The 18,483-nt window shown below is 39.2% G+C and carries 10 protein-coding genes; 1 reads left to right on the forward strand and 9 read right to left on the reverse strand.

The genetic code is table 11. The annotated features are described in order from the left end of the window. Window position 1: 1 nt before the first annotated feature. The 6 genes from ACXAC4_RS24865 to ACXAC4_RS24890 all read right to left on the reverse strand — a co-directional run bounded on the left by ACXAC4_RS24865 (window position 2) and on the right by ACXAC4_RS24890 (window position 10,848). The gene (locus ACXAC4_RS24865; RefSeq protein WP_475167026.1) at window positions 2–226 is read right to left on the reverse strand and encodes a hypothetical protein; all 225 of its coding nucleotides are present in this window, start codon (window positions 224–226) and stop codon (window positions 2–4) included. A 41-nt stretch (window positions 227–267) separates the two neighbouring features. Further along, entirely contained in the window at window positions 268–2,970 is a 2,703-nt protein-coding gene (locus ACXAC4_RS24870) for a TonB-dependent receptor plug domain-containing protein (protein ID WP_475167033.1), read from the reverse strand. A 2-nt stretch (window positions 2,971–2,972) separates the two neighbouring features. Further along, the gene (locus ACXAC4_RS24875; RefSeq protein WP_475167036.1) at window positions 2,973–5,786 is read right to left on the reverse strand and encodes a cadherin-like domain-containing protein; all 2,814 of its coding nucleotides are present in this window, start codon (window positions 5,784–5,786) and stop codon (window positions 2,973–2,975) included. A gap of 277 nt (window positions 5,787–6,063) precedes the next feature. Beyond that, on the reverse strand, window positions 6,064–7,239 hold the full coding sequence (locus ACXAC4_RS24880; RefSeq protein ID WP_475167040.1) for an anhydro-N-acetylmuramic acid kinase: 1,176 nt from the start codon (window positions 7,237–7,239) through the stop codon (window positions 6,064–6,066). A 2-nt stretch (window positions 7,240–7,241) separates the two neighbouring features. Further along, window positions 7,242–9,185 (reverse strand): RecQ family ATP-dependent DNA helicase, encoded by a 1,944-nt coding sequence (locus tag ACXAC4_RS24885; RefSeq protein WP_475167746.1) that lies wholly within the window; start codon window positions 9,183–9,185, stop codon window positions 7,242–7,244. A 112-nt stretch (window positions 9,186–9,297) separates the two neighbouring features. After that, complete coding sequence (locus ACXAC4_RS24890; RefSeq protein WP_475167043.1) at window positions 9,298–10,848, reverse strand: methyl-accepting chemotaxis protein; 1,551 nt, start codon at window positions 10,846–10,848, stop codon at window positions 9,298–9,300. Between the two features lie 260 nt (window positions 10,849–11,108). Between ACXAC4_RS24890 and hemH the strand changes: the two genes are divergently transcribed. After that, the gene (gene hemH, locus ACXAC4_RS24895; protein ID WP_475167049.1) at window positions 11,109–12,125 is read left to right on the forward strand and encodes a ferrochelatase; all 1,017 of its coding nucleotides are present in this window, start codon (window positions 11,109–11,111) and stop codon (window positions 12,123–12,125) included. Window positions 12,126–12,170: 45 nt separating this feature from the next. Here hemH and ACXAC4_RS24900 read toward each other — a convergent pair whose 3' ends face one another. The 3 genes from ACXAC4_RS24900 to ACXAC4_RS24910 all read right to left on the reverse strand — a co-directional run bounded on the left by ACXAC4_RS24900 (window position 12,171) and on the right by ACXAC4_RS24910 (window position 17,940). Continuing rightward, on the reverse strand, window positions 12,171–14,684 hold the full coding sequence (locus ACXAC4_RS24900) for a bifunctional diguanylate cyclase/phosphodiesterase (protein ID WP_475167052.1): 2,514 nt from the start codon (window positions 14,682–14,684) through the stop codon (window positions 12,171–12,173). Between the two features lie 146 nt (window positions 14,685–14,830). Then, window positions 14,831–16,234 carry a YfcC family protein gene (locus tag ACXAC4_RS24905; protein ID WP_475167057.1) on the reverse strand — a complete coding sequence of 468 codons (1,404 nt, stop codon included), beginning with the start codon at window positions 16,232–16,234 and terminating at the stop codon, window positions 14,831–14,833. A gap of 122 nt (window positions 16,235–16,356) precedes the next feature. Further along, the gene (locus tag ACXAC4_RS24910; protein ID WP_475167059.1) at window positions 16,357–17,940 is read right to left on the reverse strand and encodes a sensor domain-containing diguanylate cyclase; all 1,584 of its coding nucleotides are present in this window, start codon (window positions 17,938–17,940) and stop codon (window positions 16,357–16,359) included. Between the last annotated feature and the right edge of the window lie 543 nt (window positions 17,941–18,483).

The following is an 18,483-nucleotide window of genomic DNA, read 5'->3' on the forward strand; positions in this document are numbered from 1 at the left end:
GTTATTTATGCTTTAGCTCAAACATTTCTGGATCTTTAGCTGCCAATTTTTTTGCCGCATTTAACTGAGATGCTTTCACTGTAATACAATGTTTTTTCTCATTTTCGCGAGCAGACACAAACTCAGTGCCTAGTTCATGCTTTTCTAATTGAATTGCATGAATATCGTTTGCAGGTTCGTAGCAAAGTGACGCAACAACGGCTGTGGTCAAAAGTAGTGATGTCATAGTGATATTTCCTATTATTTATATATGTAATTGATATGTTTCTAATATGAGTAATTTAAGCCAAGCCAAAAACGGCGCCCAAGCTCTAAACCCGTCGAAAATGGCGCCACTTGGTAAGTACGTTTGTTCAGTAAATTTTCACCTTCGAAAGAAAAAGACAGAGTGTGCTTACCAACAAGTGGTACTGAATACTTAACACTGCCACTCAATAACCAGTAAGCAGGCCTTTCTTGAATACTGTAAACTGGGTAGCGAGTTTCACTTGGCTGGCAACCATCACATAAAGATGAAGCACTCTTCACTGATTCAGTTGTGCCTGTGTTGTAAAGTGCATCTTGATTAGAGTGATATCGAATAAATGAAGAGACAGACCAGTTTCCAAAGCGCCCACCCCAACTCAAGTTGGCAATAATAGGGCGATTAAAATCTTCTTTGACTAAATCAAGGTCATGTTTTGTCACCAACGCGTATTGAGAACTCGGCACTGTTGAACTTTTGATACTACTATTTGCAAGAAATACGAGTTCATCAGTGTTGTAGTCAAAGTTTAAAAAGCACTTTGGAAAATCCGGACAAGTGCGCGCTTCACCATCAAAGGTTTTTTCATCCGTGACATTCTTCACGTGTGATACGTTAAATTGCACATGCTGATTATCAAACGATGCCATCCAAGACAGTGAGTAACGATCATATTGACTGTAACCTGAGTTGGCGCCATACAGGATTGATTCTCCCGAATCATTAAACCCTTTTTCTCGATTAATTTGATCTTTATTGAGTCTGTTTATCCACTTCAACTCCACGGTGCCACCGAACAGTTGATGACGATAAGCCAGTGTAAATTCGTCACTATATGGGGTTTTCAGATTTTCGTAGACATGCCGATGGCCTCTGTTTTTCAAAGCGCTTTGCCAATTTAACACGCGATTATTAAATGCGGCTCTGTACTCGTTATAAGTGGGTAATTTCGCTTCGTTTAATTTGTAATTTAGGCCGTCATTAGAATAATAACGACTCGCGCCAAAGACGAATTGAGCATCATCATTAAAAAAGTTGTAAGAGCCTCTTAGCCTCGGAGAAACATTATGATTTTTAAAAAAGTCATTGAAATCATAACGAAGACCCGTAGCAACAACTAAGTCTTGCCATTGTATTTCATGATCGACATAGGCCGAGAACTTGTTCATGTTTGCTTCGGACTCAGCCGCTGGTATGACGGTTCTGCCCTGAAAATATTGGCCAGACGCAATAATATTCTCACTGTATAGCAGTAAATCGCTTTCATCTGTGAAATCGAGCGGCCTTCCTAACTCTTCTTCTAGCTGGGAAAGCGGCTTTTTATATTCACTCTCAATACAATCTATGGTGTAGCCTGCGCAGTTAATATTTGCAGCAGAGACGGCATCATTGAAAGCAATAGAATCGTCTAATCGATTAAACTGTGAATATAAATACTCATATTCAAAACCAGCATTGGTTTGATGAACTAAACCATTTGAGATTATCTCTGAAAACTCAAAGTCATGTTTAAACAGTACTGAGCGTTGATTTTTCTCAATATCACCAAAGCCTCCTTCAAGGAAATTAGCATGATAGTGAGACTCAGGAAGGGCTTTACCCGGTTGATTTAACCAAACAAACCAAGCTGGTGGCGCATCTTTTGAATTCTGACTTTGTTTGTACACAAACAGGTTTTCAAAAGCCCCCCATGATCGTTCTCCCTCCCACTTTAAAGACGCTTTTTGTCCGCCTCCCTCTACGGAATAAGGTGAATTTTTTGCAGTATCAGCAAAATACTCTCCACTGTATGGTCCATGAAAAAGATTTAGGGTAAGCGTGTCATTTGCTGTCACCTCATATTCAAACTTAAGCAGTGCATTATAGTTTTCTTGTTGCTCAATTTTTAGATCACCAACGCGTTCTACACTCTCTTTAGAACTTAATAGCTGGATCTGGGCAAGAAAGCTTAAGTCACCTGTAATTGGTGAAGACACATATGCACTGTAAGTACCTTTTTCGAACACAGCATCTTTGTCTTTAATTCGACCATCATGTTCGGGTGAATAAAACCGATTGTACTCAACAAAGCTATCTGCGGTTTTTCTAAAACTAAAACCCGCTTTTAATTCATCAGCAATCTTTCTAGTGCCGGCAATCACAACGCCACCTGAAAACGCACCATATTTTGCTGGCACATTGCTGTCATATACCTCAATGCTTTCAACCAACTCAAGATTCAAAAAAATTTCCTGACTGTGGCCAACAACGTCATCCGCAAGATTTTTATCTGACGTTACGCTTGAATCATTCAATAAAGAATTATTTGAAACACCATCGATTAAATAGGCTGTTTGTGCACCTGAGGCACCAGATATAGATACCTCTGATGGACGAATATTTGAAACCTGATCGGCCGATTGTGCTGATTCGGCATATTGCACACCGGGAAGTATTGCCAGTACCTCATTCAGATTGCCATTACCGAATCGGTAGTCTTCAATCATTTTACGATTTAGGTTGTAGCGACCCTTACTCGAGAAAGAGATGGGGTTAATTTTATCGCCACGTACTTCGATCACCTCAAGAAGTGAACCACATTTGTCTGACTTTGATTGCGTGTCGCATTGTACAAATTCAGACTGTTCAATTTGCTTTTGTGCTGTTGAAGGCTTGCTTTCTTCATTTGAGAAAACAGGAGAAGTTAGCACAAGGCTAACCGCTCCTATATAAAGTGTATGCTTCATGACTACTTTTTAGATGCATCTAGAGGATATGCGTCTTGGTCGTCATTGACACCATCGTTATCACTATCAAGGTCTAACTCTATCCCTGAGTCAGTGATCATTTGCTCGGTTGCAAAAGGCGCAAAGAAGTTCGCTTTGCCATCACCATCTGTATCTACAGTCGCAATATTCGTTGTTACGAATTGATTCAAAACACTCAATGCATTGGCAACTTGGTTGATGATTGAATCTATTTCAACTTCACCTAAACCTGATTTATCTTTTAACGCAAGTGCTTGTTCAAATTGACCCAGCTTTATGAGTTGATCTGAAAACACTGTATAAAAAGTCGCTTTTTGCTGTACAGAGCCATTGACATCTAATCTGGCTATATTCCACGTAACTAGCTCTGACCACAGCGCATTGGCTTTGTTTAGCTCGACAGCAAAGTTATCATTTTGACCCGCTGATTGCTTAATCGCACTTTGAAGGGCAACAAAGTTTAAATCTCTATAACTTGATTTATTAAAAAAATCTTTTGTCAAAATAAATTGATATTCAGCATCAATATTAGTTTCAAGCTGCTTTATAAGCACAATAGCCTCAGCCAAAGATTGATTAGCTTTAGTGTGCAACCCACCTCTTGCCAAACTCACAGCAAGTTGCATCATGTCTTCCACTTTTTCGCTTAGCTCATTATCATCATATGCTTGAATAGACGTTTTTACTTTGGCAATCACTGGCTCTGCTTGGCTTTGTTGTCCAAGTAGCCCATGATGTTTAATTAAATCTAAATGTGCTTGCGCAACGTTTTCGATTAAAACATCTGTACCCTGAGGAGAAGAGTAATGTGTATTTGCAATGTCACGGCAAGTCGCAAGTGCATCAATCGCGTAAGTGTTATACTTTTGTTCAGCGGTTAACCTATTAAGCTTCATAAAAGTATCAAGAAGAAGGTTGCAGCCCGTAACACCCGTAACAAATGGTGTTGTATCAAGATTTTGAGCTAGATATTTTTCGTCTTTCAGTACATTTAATGCTTCCAATGCAAACTTGCCAGCAGCCTCATAATGGCCCTGTTCAATTAAAATCGTTGAAGCACCAGGGCTTTTGCTACTGAAGGCTAATAAATTAGTAAATAGCGGCCTAAGGTTCTCATCATCACGGGTGTTAAGTACTTTTTGTAATGCGTCATCTTTATTTGTTGCATTACGAACACTCGCCAATAAACGTGCTTCTTCAGCCTCTTCAATCAGCATACTTCTGTAGAAACTGGCTTCGTCATATTTAACAGCTAAGATATCTTCTACGCTAAGTTCTGGATACAAAACGACAAAGCGCGGCGCCATATCAACTAATCCAAACGGGTATTCTACATGTGTTACGTCAGCATGCTCATCGGCAAGAATTGGGTAGTTTTCGTCAATGCCAGCTACACCATGTAGCGCTAAACCATCCAGTAAAGCAGGTTTCGCGGCTTCTAGCTCACCTAGCTTAATATAGTTATCAACTACATAACTTAGCGCTACTTGACGCACACTATGATAAAACTTACCCAAATTACCATTTCTGTCGTTACGAACTTCCCTTGCTGCAATCAATTTAGAGTAACCGTATAAACGGTCATTCATTTCAACAGCTCTTAGCCTGTCAGCTTCGTTACGGGATGATTGCCAGTATTCGATTTCTGCATCAACAGAATCTCTAAAAGCAAAGACTAGTCTTAATGCTTGTGTTGTCGCATCGCTATCTAGAATCGTCTTGAATAAAATATCAAGAATATTGTAGCTCTGATTGGCAAGCTCAAACTCACCGGCCTGCCTATAAGAAATTGCCAGTTCATCAAAAAACACTTGATCGTTTGAGCTGAAATTGGCCAACCCTTTATCTGCGATATGTTTCGTATAAAGGTTATTTGCTTTTAATCTGAGGGCATTTGCCTCTGTGTATAAGCCTTGATTGTTGTAATGATTTGAGACTGAAAGAAGTGCATCAGCAAGCTGCTCTTCTTTAACGATCGCACTTTCGGTTAAAAACCTTTCTACTTCTTTGGTTAAACCTGCAGCGGCATAGCCTGAAGCTAAATTTGCATTAAGTAAACCTAAGTTCACATCGTTTTTAACTTGTGACAGCATACTCTCTGCACGTTTTAGATGTGAGTGGCTACTTGCGTAATAGTAATATGCACGATCGGCATTGGTAGTTAGGCCTGTGGCTATCGCGATTTCTTTGCTAACAGAAGCGCCATTGCTATCTGTCACTGTTAACTCAAACTTATCTTCAACAACGGTTAAAGACTGCGGCGTATAAGTAATTTCACCCGTTTGGCTATTTATTTCAAGCTCACCATTTTCTGGTGAATGAGTAATAGAATAGGTTAATAAATCTTGTTCAATATCAGTGGCAGACACTAAGCCTTTTTTGACTTCTGCACCACTGATCAAGACTTTATCAATTTCGATCACTGGCGCATCATTTACCGACTCAACATTGATTTTAAGTACTGTTTTAACTGTTTCAGTCCCATCAGTGACTGCTACTTCAAGACTATCTTCACCAAAAAAGTTGTCATTCGGTGTGTAGTCTATTTTACCGGTCGAAGGGTCTAATTCAGCAATGCCGTTTGCTGGTGCATTCGCAATAGAATAAGTGAGTGTTTGTGCATCAGCATCTGATGCAGATACCGTTATAGAAGCTGAATTATCTTCTTGCAAAGATAAAGTGAATTCAGCCTGAGAGAATATTGGCGATGTGTTTTTGTCTGCTTCAGTTGAACTTGAGCCACAGGCGCTCAGCATGACTGCACTAACCGCAACAGAGAGTAGTTTTAGTTTCATTAGATTATCCCATTTAAAATCGAAACGGATCCTAATGATAATTATTATTATTAGCAATAACTAAATTAAATTGTTACATATAATAATTAGGAATAAAAAATCTTCACTATTAAACATTGAAATATAAAGAAAATTTCACTTTCTCTTAATTGAGTAGTTAGATTATTAAAAAGACACAGGTGTTTTTGTAAGAGAGGAATGAGTCAAATTAATGAAAAAAAGCCCTAAAATTAGAGCTTTAACACTATTTCATTTATTCGACCAAATTGATTTGGAATTATTCAGGAAACGATAATTTTCCCATGCTTACGCCAAATTCAGTCGAATTACCAACTAAACACTCGTTTGCCAACACAGCAAATAAAATCGCTTCTTTTGCATCTGGGTCTAAATCAATTTTATTACTGTTTTCAATTACTATGTCAGTAGAGACTAATCCCTGAATTCTTTGCATCAATATTGGATTATGCACCCCACCACCACTGGCATAAACGTTTAGTTTTTTACTTTCTGAAAGGAAATTTAGCTGCTCAGCTATTAGTAAAGCACTCAACTCACACAAGGTTGCCATAACATCTTCATGTTTCAAGTGAGTTGTATTTGAGCTTTCCTGTGCAGTTTGTAAGTAAGCTAAATTAAATACCTCTGGTCCTGTTGATTTAGGGAGTTCTAACCCAACAAAATCGTTATCTAAAAGCTTAGATAATAAAGCTTGGTTAACGCAGCCTTTCGAAGAAATAGCGCCATCACTATCAAACGCTAGGTCGAAATGCTTCTGCATGTAGGCGTCCATAATGGTATTGCCTGGGCCCAAATCACTACACAGGATGTCGTTGAAGCTGCCTGCCTTTGGTAAATAAGTGATATTGGCGATGCCGCCCAGATTCAATAAAACACGGTGTTCAGAATTCGATGAGAAGCAAAAGTAATCGCCAAATTGTGCAAGTGGCGCACCTTCACCGCCCGCTGCAATATGCTTTTGTCTGAAGTCGCTCAAAGTGACTATGCCCGTCTCGACAGCAAGGTGATCACCATCACCGATTTGTAAGGTGGCATTACCAAAATTTTCAAAATCATGCTGATGCTGAGGGCAGTGATAGATTGTTTGACCATGACTGGCTATGGCATCTATATCTTCGGGATTAACTTGCCATGCTTTTAAAGCTTGGTTGATCAGTTGACCGTGATACTTCCCTATCCAAGGGTTTAGAAGTGTGAGATATTCTAGCGATACTTGTGGTTTGGAAAATACAGTTCTAATTTTGCTTTTAACTTCATCAGGGTAATCAACTGTTTTGAAGTGTTTTAAAGTCACTTCGGTACTCGTGCCACAACCACTTATTTCACACAAAGCGATGTCTAGTCCATCAAGTGACGTACCACTCATTAAACCAATAATTTGGCGTTTAGGTTTTTGTGAAACGTAGTATAACTGTTCAATGTTTTTGCGCACTTTTAAGCCCCAAACCCTAATTGTTTCACTTTACTCAGCACCGCTTGATAGCGAATATCTGTACAACACCCAAACCCAGTGCGTTGTCGAAATTTCGAAGATGTCGATAGAGGTGAAGTCATGCCTGTTAAGAAACGGGTGAGTATTGCTAAACTTGGCGCAACACCTATTTGCATTAAATGTTGCCTCAATGCATTCAGGTCATTTCTTAATGCTTCATCTGATGGGAACTCAGTTGATTTAGACTGCTCAAGTTTAGCAACTTGTCCTCGACACGCTGAGCAGTGACCGCACTGCTCTGGCGCATTTGTGTCATCAAAATATCTTGCCAAGTTGTAACTCAAGCACGTATTTAACTCAAAGAAACGAAGCATAGCAGCGATACGCTTAACCTCAGCTTGCTCTTTTTCTAAAAAGTAATCGGCAAGCTCTTTCGCTAAATCTGGCTGGACTAACTTACTTTCATCAACTTGATACACTTGCATCATACGCTTTGATTCAAGCTCAATAAGCCCTTGTTCATGTAAATAATCTAAGGCGGCAACAATACGATTTCTATCTTGCCCTTGTTGCACTAAGGCTTGAATATCAACGGTGCCCCACACTTTTTTAAATTGTGTATTAGCAAATATTTGCTGGATAAATTGCTGACGATTTGGGTCAAACAGGCTTAAAATTTTGTGCTCCGTGTGCAACCATTTAAATCTAAAGTCGGCATAAAACGCGTATTTAGCTTCAATCACACCTTTTAATTCGAGTTGTACCAACAGAGTTTTAAGCGCAAGGAGCCTTATATTACTGACCTTAGAAGCACTGAGCTCCTGCATTTCCCATAAACCATGCTGTTGCTGAGATTGAATTTCATCAATCAGTGCTTGGATACTAGTTTGTTCAGGCGTATCGGCATATACAAAGTTCTCAAGCGTAGCAACACCATCTAAATTAGCTAACGTGATACATTCCGAAAATTCTCCATCACGGCCTGCTCGCCCAATCTCTTGGCTATAATTCTCTATCGATTTTGGCAAATCATAATGCACTACAAAGCGGATATCTGATTTATCTATACCCATACCAAACGCAATGGTAGCAACTATCACTTGCTTTTGGTTACTCATGAAGTCATTTTGAATGCTTTGACGAAGTGCATCGTCTAAACCTGCATGATATGCAGCAGCATTAATGCCTGCAGCTTGTAATTGCTTTGCGACTTGCTCGGCTTGTTGTTGCAAAGTTACATAAACAATCCCAGCGCCAGTTTGTTGTTTTAAATAACCTATCAGTGCAGGAACTTTGTCTTCTTCAGGATAAGCATAAACACTTAAATCAAGATTAGCGCGATAAAAACCTGTTTGAACGATATGCTCAGGTTTTATTTCAAAGCGGCTAGCCATATCGAGTTTTACTTTTTTTGTGGCTGTCGCAGTTAATAACAGCACCAGTGGAATGTCTAATTCGTTACGATAGTCTGGTAACTTGAGATAGTCAGGTCTAAAGTTATGACCCCATTCAGAGATACAGTGCGCTTCATCAACAACCAGCATAGAAATTGGTACTTGCTTAATGAATTCTCTAAAACGCTCATTTTTAAAACGCTCAACCGAGATCATTAATACCTTTGTGCTGCCATTTCTGACATTTTGCATCACTGACTGACTTTCTTCACGATTTAACGTGGAATCTAAACTGGCTGCATTAATGCCTTTGCTTTTTAAGAACTCTAATTGATCTTTCATTAACGCCAGTAATGGCGAAATCACTAACGTTAAATTAGGTAGCTGTAAGGCTGTCAGCTGATAGCATAGAGACTTACCTGACCCCGTTGGAAAAATAGCAAGACTAGAATGGCCGTTTACTAGCTGGGTGATTGTTTGCTCTTGGCCTGGCCTAAATTCTGAAAAGCCAAAATATTGCGCTAAGGTTTGATGAAGCACCGACTCGGTCATGATGCGAAATTCCATGTTAACAACTGCTTAGCTAAGATAGCATAATATCAACTCCAAATAATACCGACGAGCTTATTATCAGAGTTGATATAGCTGTTGTTTCATGTCGTGTTTAACGTTTAAATCTCACCACTAATTCAACCATATCTTGAGATACTTGCGTGAGTGTTTGGCTAGCCTGTTCAACACTTGTTGCACTATTCAGACTATCACCTGCTAATGAAGCAATATTCACAACTTGTTGGTTTATATCTTCAGAAACATTCGCTTGCTCTTCGATGGCCGCTGCAATTTGCAGTGACATATCATTAATTTTATCAATTGATTCATTGATTTGAACCAGCATGTCGCTGCTTTGTAGCAAATGAGCCATGCCCTGCTGAGATTCTTGCTCACCTTGTTCAGCAACGACAACCGCATGCTCTGTACTTTGTGATAATTCGTTAATAATACCTTGAATTTCTTGTGTAGATTGTTGTGTTCTCTTAGCAAGACTGCGAACTTCATCAGCAACTACGGCAAAGCCTCGACCTTGTTCACCTGCTCGAGCAGCTTCAATCGCAGCATTTAGAGCTAACAAGTTTGTTTGCTCCGCGATTTGTTCAATAAACTGAGCCGCATCTGCGATACGTGAAGTTTGCTTAGATACCCCTTCTACAGATTGCTTAATGTTTAACACGGTATTCGTTAACGACTCTATTGCACGCTTGGTTTGATCGCTATATTCAGCACTTTGTGTTGCAAGATCGTGCGATTGGCCGGCTTGTTCAGCCGTTGCTTGAACATGGCCCGACACGTCATTAATGGTCATACTCATTTCATTCATAGCTGTTGCGACTTGCTCTGTCTGTAATTGTTGCTGTTCTAATTGCGTATTGGCATTTTGCGCCATAGCTAAAGAAGAGCTAGCTCCTTTAGACACATGCTTTGCCGCATCAGCGATACGGGTAACAACGGTGTCTAAGTGCGCTCGCTCACTGAGAATTCGTACATGTAAGTCAGCAATGTCACTTGGGTAAGTTGAATAAACAGACTTAGCAATGTCATCACTAAAGCTGCTCGAAAGCTCATTGCTTAATGCTTTGAAGTAGTAGTTCTTTTGTTTGCTTTTTAGGACGATGGTTAAAATAGTGGCAAGAATAGAAGAAGCAAAAGCCGCGACTTGATAACCTGAAATAAATGCAGCCACACATAAAACCAAAATAACAGCGAGTGCTGCGTAATACGTATCGACTCGGAAGTTAAACCCGGTTTTATTCTGTTTCGCTTGAGCGTAAATAAGTTCAGCACGCTTAATTGCTGATTCACTCGGTACACTTCTGACCGACTCGTACCCGACTACTTTGCCATGCTCTGTGACAGGGGTAACGTAGGCATCAACCCAGTAGAAATCACCATTCTTACAACGGTTTTTAACCAGCCCCATCCACGGCTTACCTTGTTTAAGTTCTGCCCACATGGTTTTGAATGCCACTTCAGGCATATCAGGGTGACGAACAATATTGTGGGGTTGACCAATCAACTCTTCTCTACTGAAACCGCTGATAGCAATAAATTCTTCATTACACTCGGTAATATTGCCTTGTAAGTCTGTCACAGAGATTAATTTCACATCAGAAGAAAAGGTTTTGCGATTTGCAGTAATTGGCTGATTGTTTCTCATTATGCCCCTCTAATGTAAAACAGCAGAATTTAGATTGATTTCGGGGCACGAAATCTACTAATAAATTATTTATTACGCAAACAATATTTAATAATTAGCGTAAAAATTAATACTAAATAACTATAAAAATTTACACGCTTTGCGCTGATTCAATAATGATCCTGTTTTTGGTGTCGAACGTATTGAAAATCTTGTAAAATCTTCCACTCTCAACACCGTCTCACTTTTTTAAAGAATGGTAATTTATAAAGGAGCATTTTGTGTCTCGTTTTTCTGCGATCACTGACAACCCGCATGAGGGTCGTTTTAATAAAAAGACTGGTATTTTGGTAACCAACTTAGGGAGCCCGGATGCACCAACGCCTAAAGCCTTACGTGTTTATTTGGCCGAATTCTTATCTGATCCAAGAATTGTCGAGATACCGCGCCTAATATGGTTAATGATCCTTCATGGCATTATTTTACGAATTCGCCCAAAGAAATCAGCCAAAGCCTATGAAAGTATTTGGACTGAAAACGGTTCGCCGCTTATTCATATTTCTCAGCAACAAGCAGACAAAATTGCCGAGAAGGTAAAAGCCAATAATCATAACGTAGAAGTTGAGCTTGCGATGCGTTATGGCAACCCTTCAATTGAAGCTGGCTTAGAAAAACTGAGAGATAAAGGTATCACTCGCATTGTCGTGTTTCCTTTATACCCTCAGTACTCAAGCCCGACGACTGGCTCAACATTTGATGCGATTGCACGCGTATTAAAAAAATGGCGCTGGGTTCCTGAGCTTCATTTTATCAATGGCTATCACACAAACCCACTCTACATTGAGTCTCTTGCTAATAGCATTCAAGAAGACTTAGATAAACATGGTACGCCACAAAAAATTGTTTTCTCTTACCATGGTATGCCAAAGCAATTTTTAGATCACGGTGACCCGTATCACTGCCTATGTCATCAAACCACGCGTTTAGTAGTAGAAAAACTAGGTTTAGATAAAGAGCTAGTTATGACGACTTTCCAAAGTCGTTTCGGTAAAGCTGAATGGTTAAAGCCATACACTGATGCAACCCTCGAGTCTTTTCCTAAAGATGGCATCAAGGATATCGCTATTATCAGTCCTGCTTTCAGCGCTGACTGCTTAGAAACACTAGAAGAATTAGAGGAAGAAAATCGCGAGATTTTCGAAGAAGCGGGTGGTGAAAAGTATCGCTATATTGCTGCGTTAAATGACAGAGATGATCATATTGACGCATTATATGATGTGTTAAAGCCAAACTTATAAACACGTAATAAACAGGCACTCACTCTAGTGAGTGCCTAACTTTGACTACAATTTGTGAAGCATATCTAAGCAAACTGAAATCGGTTTTGCTGGACTGTAAAAGAATCCTTGCACATTATGACAACCAAATTGCTTCAGCATGTTTACTTGCGCCTCTTGTTCAACCCCTTCTGCAATTAACTGTGTGCCAATATCATCGCCTAGTTCAACAAGGTACTTCACCATAGCTTGCTTTTTTTTGTCGTCGATAAGCGTATCAATAAAAGACCTATCAATTTTAACGAAATCAACCTGACTCTTTAATAGATGGCTTAACGAAGAATAACCAGTACAGAAATCATCTAGCGCAATTTGCACGCCTCTCTTTTGAAGATCACCCAGTACTTGCCATGTATATTGATTGGCAGCAACAGATTCGGTCACCTCAATCGTTAATGCATTATAAGGCAAGTTGTTTTCTTCAATCGCGTTGATAATCTGTTTATATTGATCGTTACTTGCTTTGAATTCATTAACAGAGCGGTTAATAGAAATTGATATGTGTGTATGACCTTGACTGTGAATTTTAGCCAAGTCTTTACAGCTCTTTTCTAGTACAAACTGACCGATTTGATGAATAAGACCAAACTCTTCGGCAATTGGAATAAACTGCCCGGGTGAGATAGCACCAAGCTCACTATCAGACCAACGCACAAGTGCTTCGAACTTACAAATTTCCCCTGTCGTTGAGTCAATTATAGGCTGGTAGTGCACTGAAAGTAGTTGGTATTTTATGGCCTCTTTGAGTTTGTCTCTGAGGTGTATTTTCTGTAAATAAGCATTTTGAATCGCTTCATTGTACAGTGCGATTTGACCTGGTGACGTTTTCTTTGCTGAGCCCAAAGCATGCGTTGCATGACTGATTAAAGTTGATGCAGTCAAAGGTTGATTTGATGTTAATTCTGCTACACCAATACAAGCTGTGATCTCTACCGACAATTCATTAAAGACATATGGAAGAGATATTTTAGACTGAATTTTTTCAGCCACAAGCATCGCATTATCTATGCCGCTGTTTTGGAGTAAAATAGCGAATTCATCACCGCCATAACGACAAACTATATCCTGCCGGCGTACGCCATTCTTTATTCGCTTAGCCACAGATAGTAAAACATTATCGCCAATCTCTGAGCCATAAACGTCATTGACTTCTTTAAACCGATCTAAGCCAATAAATAAAACTACAGACTCTTTTTTCTTCGCGCGGTTTTCCGAAATAACTTGCTCTAAGTTCTCTAAAAATGAGCGACGATTGGTAAGGCCTGTGAGCGGCTCATGATTTGCGTAAAACGTTAATTGGGCTTCATTACGCTTCCATTCAGTGATGTCTCTGAATATCGCGACATAATTGGTAGGTTGATTTAACTCATCTTTAACGACACTTAAAGTCAATTCTTCTGGGAAAATCTGACCATTTTTACGTCGGTTATAGATTTCACCTTTCCAGGTTCCCGAAGTTTCTAGCGCATGCCACATCTTTTTGTAAAACTGTTTGCTTTGCTGACCTGATGAAAGGACCCCCGGGTCTTGGCCCATTAGTTCAAAGCCTTTATAACCTGTCAAATCTTCAAATGCTTTGTTGACCATGATGATTTTGTTTTCATGATCTGTGATCATAATAGCATCTGTGGCGTGTTCGAATACCACATTGGTTAATTCTAGTTGCTTTGTTAGTGTATTAATTTGAGATATGTCTTGCACTGTAGCAGTAAAAACACGTTCAGATATTGGGCCGTTTTGATTTTCGATATGCCCAATAATGCGCATCAGACCTTTGCGTTTAGACAGTAGCTTATGTCGTACTGTGGTATCAATTTGCTCAATGTCCCCACGCTTTAAAAGCGAGAGCAAGTCTTCTAGTCGCTCTTTATCTCTTGGCTCTAAACACTCTAAAAAACAATCTAGGCTTAATTCTATATCATGATGCTTGCCAATAAGATGGCGCATTTCTTTACTAAACCAGTGCTTATCTTGTTCTAAATGCCAATTCCAAGAGCTTAATTTTGCAATGCGCTCACCTTTTGCAAGCTGCTTTAAAATCAAATCTTGAGAAGCCATTTCTAAGTTATGGTTTAATTCTGCACCAACGATGTAACTTAACTCTTTTAAAAACGATTGCTGACTGTCGGTTAATAGCCTTTCATCTTCGTACATACAAACCATTATACCAATAGGTGTATGATCTAATGCACGTAAGGTGACACCTGCATAACTATTGATGTTTAACATTCTTAATAATTCATCATCTACATAAGTCTCTTGCAGACAATGATTAAGCATACAGACCCCTTCACTATCTTGCGCATCATTGCAAGGCGTACCAGCAAGGTCATAAGTAATATTTGGTTGTAAAACGCCGTCCTTAGCATAACAAACTGTTTGTACTTGAGTTCTTCCATTAACAAATTGGCCGATTAGGCAATGAACAGGAGTAAGCTCTTCAAACATCATCTGAATGGCTTGTTCATACCTAGCTTGGCTATTCTCAAGACTGTAAAAATGGCTAAAAGAAAGTGTCATGTGATCCACTAATTAAACGACGTATATACAAAATGCACGAATCGTAATCATAATGGAAGGTTTGTGAAGTGTTTTGTAGTGAGATCAAAAAAATGCAGATAAATTGCTGCAACAATAAATTATTGCAGCAATTTTAAACGGTGCGGTTATTGAATTACAGGCTGAACGTCCAGACCATAACCTCCAATAACTGCTAAAACTAATACAAGTGAAGCTGCTGCCATAAGTTTAAGCATAAGTGGCAAACAGAATCTAAACCAGTGTGTGTATGGTACACCCGCCATACCTAGAATACCCATTAGTACGGCATTTGTTGGGATGATCATATTTGAGAAGCCATCACCAAACTGATACGCAAGTACGGCAACCTGACGTGGTACGCCCACTAAATCGCCTAGAGGTGCCATCAATGGCATAGTCACATAAGCTTGCCCTGAACCTGATGGTATAAAGGTATTTAATAAAGTTTGGATGATTAACATACCCACCGCTGACACTTCAGCACCCACGTAAGAAAGCGGTAAAGACATCGCGTGAACTAATGTGTGTAAGATTTGACCATCTTCCAATACTAATGCGATACCACGAGCAACACCAATTAAGATTGCTGTGGTAACTAAGTCTGACACACCTTCGATAAAACGATTTGCAGTTTCATCAGCTGATAATTTACCTAGTACTGCAACCACAGCACCCCAAGCGATAAATACACCACCTAATTGTGTTAAGTACCAACCTTTTGTAGAAATACCCCAGATTGCAATCACAAGCGTAACGATGAAGCTACCTAAGATCATCTGGTGGCGTTTATTTAATTGCGGGTAAGATGGTTTTTCTTGACCTTCTAAAGGACAAGGCACGTCTATCATCATTGACTTGCTTGGATCTTCATATACTTTTTTAGAGTAACTCCAAACATGGTGGAAACCGATTAAAACAAATGGAATGAAAATAGCAAAACGTAGCCAAACACCTGAATATTGAGGCACTTCAGCAATTTGTTGAGCAATTAGTACCGTGAATGGGTTAAATGCTGATACACCGTAACCGATACCATAACCCGCTACAATCATACCTACAGCTGTCATTGCATCAAGACGCATTGCCTTACAAAGGCCTACTAGAATTAATACAAAAGGAATGTATTCACCCGCTGTACCGATTGCACTAGACGCAAGCGCAAAACAAAATACAACCATAAAGATAAGACGTTGTGGTTTAGTACCATGTTTTTCTAAAAGGCGACCGATTAGCGCATCAACAGTGCCTGTTGCACGCGCGATTGCGAGTACACCACCCACAATTAATACAAAGAAAATGACATCTTGCGCCGCAGCAAAAGCGCGTGGAATAGAAGTTAGTAAATCCCATGGGGTAAGATAAGTTTTGTCTGCAACCTGCGCATAAGTGCCTGCCACAACCATTTGACGACCTGACTCAGTCGTACTTGTTTCAAAAAAGCCCTGTGGCACAACCCAGGTTGCAAATAAAGCTACAACCATCATGCCCAATAACAAAATCAAGGTATGGGGTACTTTTAAATTACCCATTTACACGCTCCTATTCTTATATATCTGAGACTCTCGAGTAGTCTGGAGCGCGCATAATACCTAAATCAGCGCCATTATTCACCTGCAAGATGTCAACAAATGAAAACAAGCATTGAAGGCGTCTAGTTTGAATAAGCTTGCTCTGCTATGTGCGTACGATTCCTTCCTGCTTCTTTGGCACTGTAAAGCGCTCTATCAGCTTGCTTTAACACAGTATCTATATCTTCGCTCAAGTTAGGCCAATGAGATATGCCTATCGAGGTCGTAACGTTACCGACTTGCTGAAACTTAAAGTCTGCAATGCTAAGCCTAAGCCTTTCAGCAATTTTATATGCGACATCTAGCTCTACATTTGGCAAGAAGATCAAAAATTCTTCTCCGCCTGAACGACAGACTAGGTCTTGCTCTCGGGCACAATTTTGCATAAGTGCTGCAAACTCTTTAATGACAATGTCGCCAATATCATGTCCATAGGTATCATTTACTCGCTTAAAATGGTCTATATCTAGTGCCAGTACAGAGAAAGCTTGTTCGTTTGCTACGAAGTACGATATCGCATTTTCCATACCTCGTCGGTTTAGCAATTGAGTTAATTGGTCTTTTTGTCTGTCTTGATCAAGTCTTTGAATTGTTTGTTCAATGCGTTTGTGGCTTGATAAAAATGCTTGTTTTAAATAATCAGCTTCAAAATACCAAGTATTAATTTTGTTGGCGTCAAACTTACTATCGAGACCTTCTTCTTTTAATGCCTGGGCTAAGCTTGCTAATGGTTGGGCTATCTTAGTACCAAACAAAAGAATAATAAGTAAAGTCAGAACAATAAGGGGTAATGTGCTCAACAGAACATCAACGATAGTATTAAAAACTTTATCAAGCGTTGCTGACTTATGACTTTGTGACACAACCCCCCAATTTGGTAACTTAGCTGGAGCGAATCCCGCCAGCATTTTCTGATTGTGTGAGTTAGCTGCAATCATACTACCTGATATACCAGCCAAAACCGCATCAACAATCTGGTTATCTATTACCTTCTCTCCTATTCTTGTTAAATCTTTATGGAAGATAATGTGGCCATTTTGGTCGACAACGTATGTGTAAGAATCATCATTATGGTGGTGTTTATCGAGTATTTGATTGAGAATATTTTTTTCTTGAAGATAAATCGCACCACCAACAAAACCGACAAATCTTTTTTGGTTGTCAAACACAGGTGAAGTAATACTCACGATTAAATTGCCGACCGGAGACAAGAAAGGTTCTGAGATATAAGTTTGTTGTCTAGTTAATGGCTCTAGTGCTTTCTCGCCTTCAATATAAGTATTGACTAAGTTCAGAGATGAGGGAGAAACGGCACGCACTTTGCCATGCTTATCAACAAAGATGGTTGCATTAAAACTATCGGTTTGTTTTAACAAACGCGCTAGTTCGATTTGTAATACAGTCGGGTCATCATGATTATTTTTTAAAGCATCAGAAGTATATTCGAGCTGAGTTAACACTGACCCCAAAAAAAGATCTGTTACATTCGCTATTTTGCTCGCATAGACTCTATTTGCATCTAGGGTATCATTGACTATCAAGTCTTTTTGAACTTTATAAACCGCAAAAAGCGCATTTCCAAGTGTTAGAAGCACACCGAAAAAAGCCAATATCAAAACTAAGCGTTTTAAATCAAGTCGCCTGAAGGCACCGAAAACATTAACCAAATGAACCTCTAATGGTTAAAAATATAAATACAAACTCAACATTACAAAGTTACGCTTAGAGAAAAATAAATCATTAATCTAAATCAACTTTATGTTTTAAATTTTATATACCAATTATAACAATAAAAAACATCAAAAGCCTCAAAAAATTGATTCAGATAACATTTTATTTACCAAACATAAGTTAGTCGTTTTTTCTATCTGACATCGGTATAATTTCGATATCTTAATTTGTGCTGATTTTTATGGTTCGCAGTAAACTCAAAGCCCTAACTACTCATCTTACTGTTGCTTGTGTATTGCTCGCCACTTTATGGCTACTTGTAAGTGACAAGCATGTTTTGATTATAGGTAATTCTCTAATCCTAGTCTATGTCGTGTCCTCTCTTGGTTTTTGCATAGTGCCCGAAAAAGATAAAAATAGAAAAAAGAAACACTAGCACCTAGACACAAATCATGGATGCTAAAACTCATCATTGTACTTCTATATTTATTTGAGCTATAAGCGTAACAAGCGACTATACTTCTAAAAAAGATATGTTC

The organism is Pseudoalteromonas sp. AWM4_233 (assembly GCF_056158285.1).

Excerpts from the sequence above, each read along its gene's own strand:
- ACXAC4_RS24900 (WP_475167052.1), bottom strand. The coding sequence starts at position 14,684 with ATGACACTTTCTTTTAGCCATTTTTACAGTCTTGAGAATAGCCAAGCT.
- ACXAC4_RS24865 (WP_475167026.1), bottom strand. The coding sequence starts at position 226 with ATGACATCACTACTTTTGACCACAGCCGTTGTTGCGTCACTTTGCTAC.
- ACXAC4_RS24905 (WP_475167057.1), bottom strand. The coding sequence starts at position 16,234 with ATGGGTAATTTAAAAGTACCCCATACCTTGATTTTGTTATTGGGCATG.
- ACXAC4_RS24885 (WP_475167746.1), bottom strand. The coding sequence starts at position 9,185 with ATGACCGAGTCGGTGCTTCATCAAACCTTAGCGCAATATTTTGGCTTT.
- ACXAC4_RS24875 (WP_475167036.1), bottom strand. The coding sequence starts at position 5,786 with ATGAAACTAAAACTACTCTCTGTTGCGGTTAGTGCAGTCATGCTGAGC.
- ACXAC4_RS24890 (WP_475167043.1), bottom strand. The coding sequence starts at position 10,848 with ATGAGAAACAATCAGCCAATTACTGCAAATCGCAAAACCTTTTCTTCT.
- ACXAC4_RS24870 (WP_475167033.1), bottom strand. The coding sequence starts at position 2,970 with ATGAAGCATACACTTTATATAGGAGCGGTTAGCCTTGTGCTAACTTCT.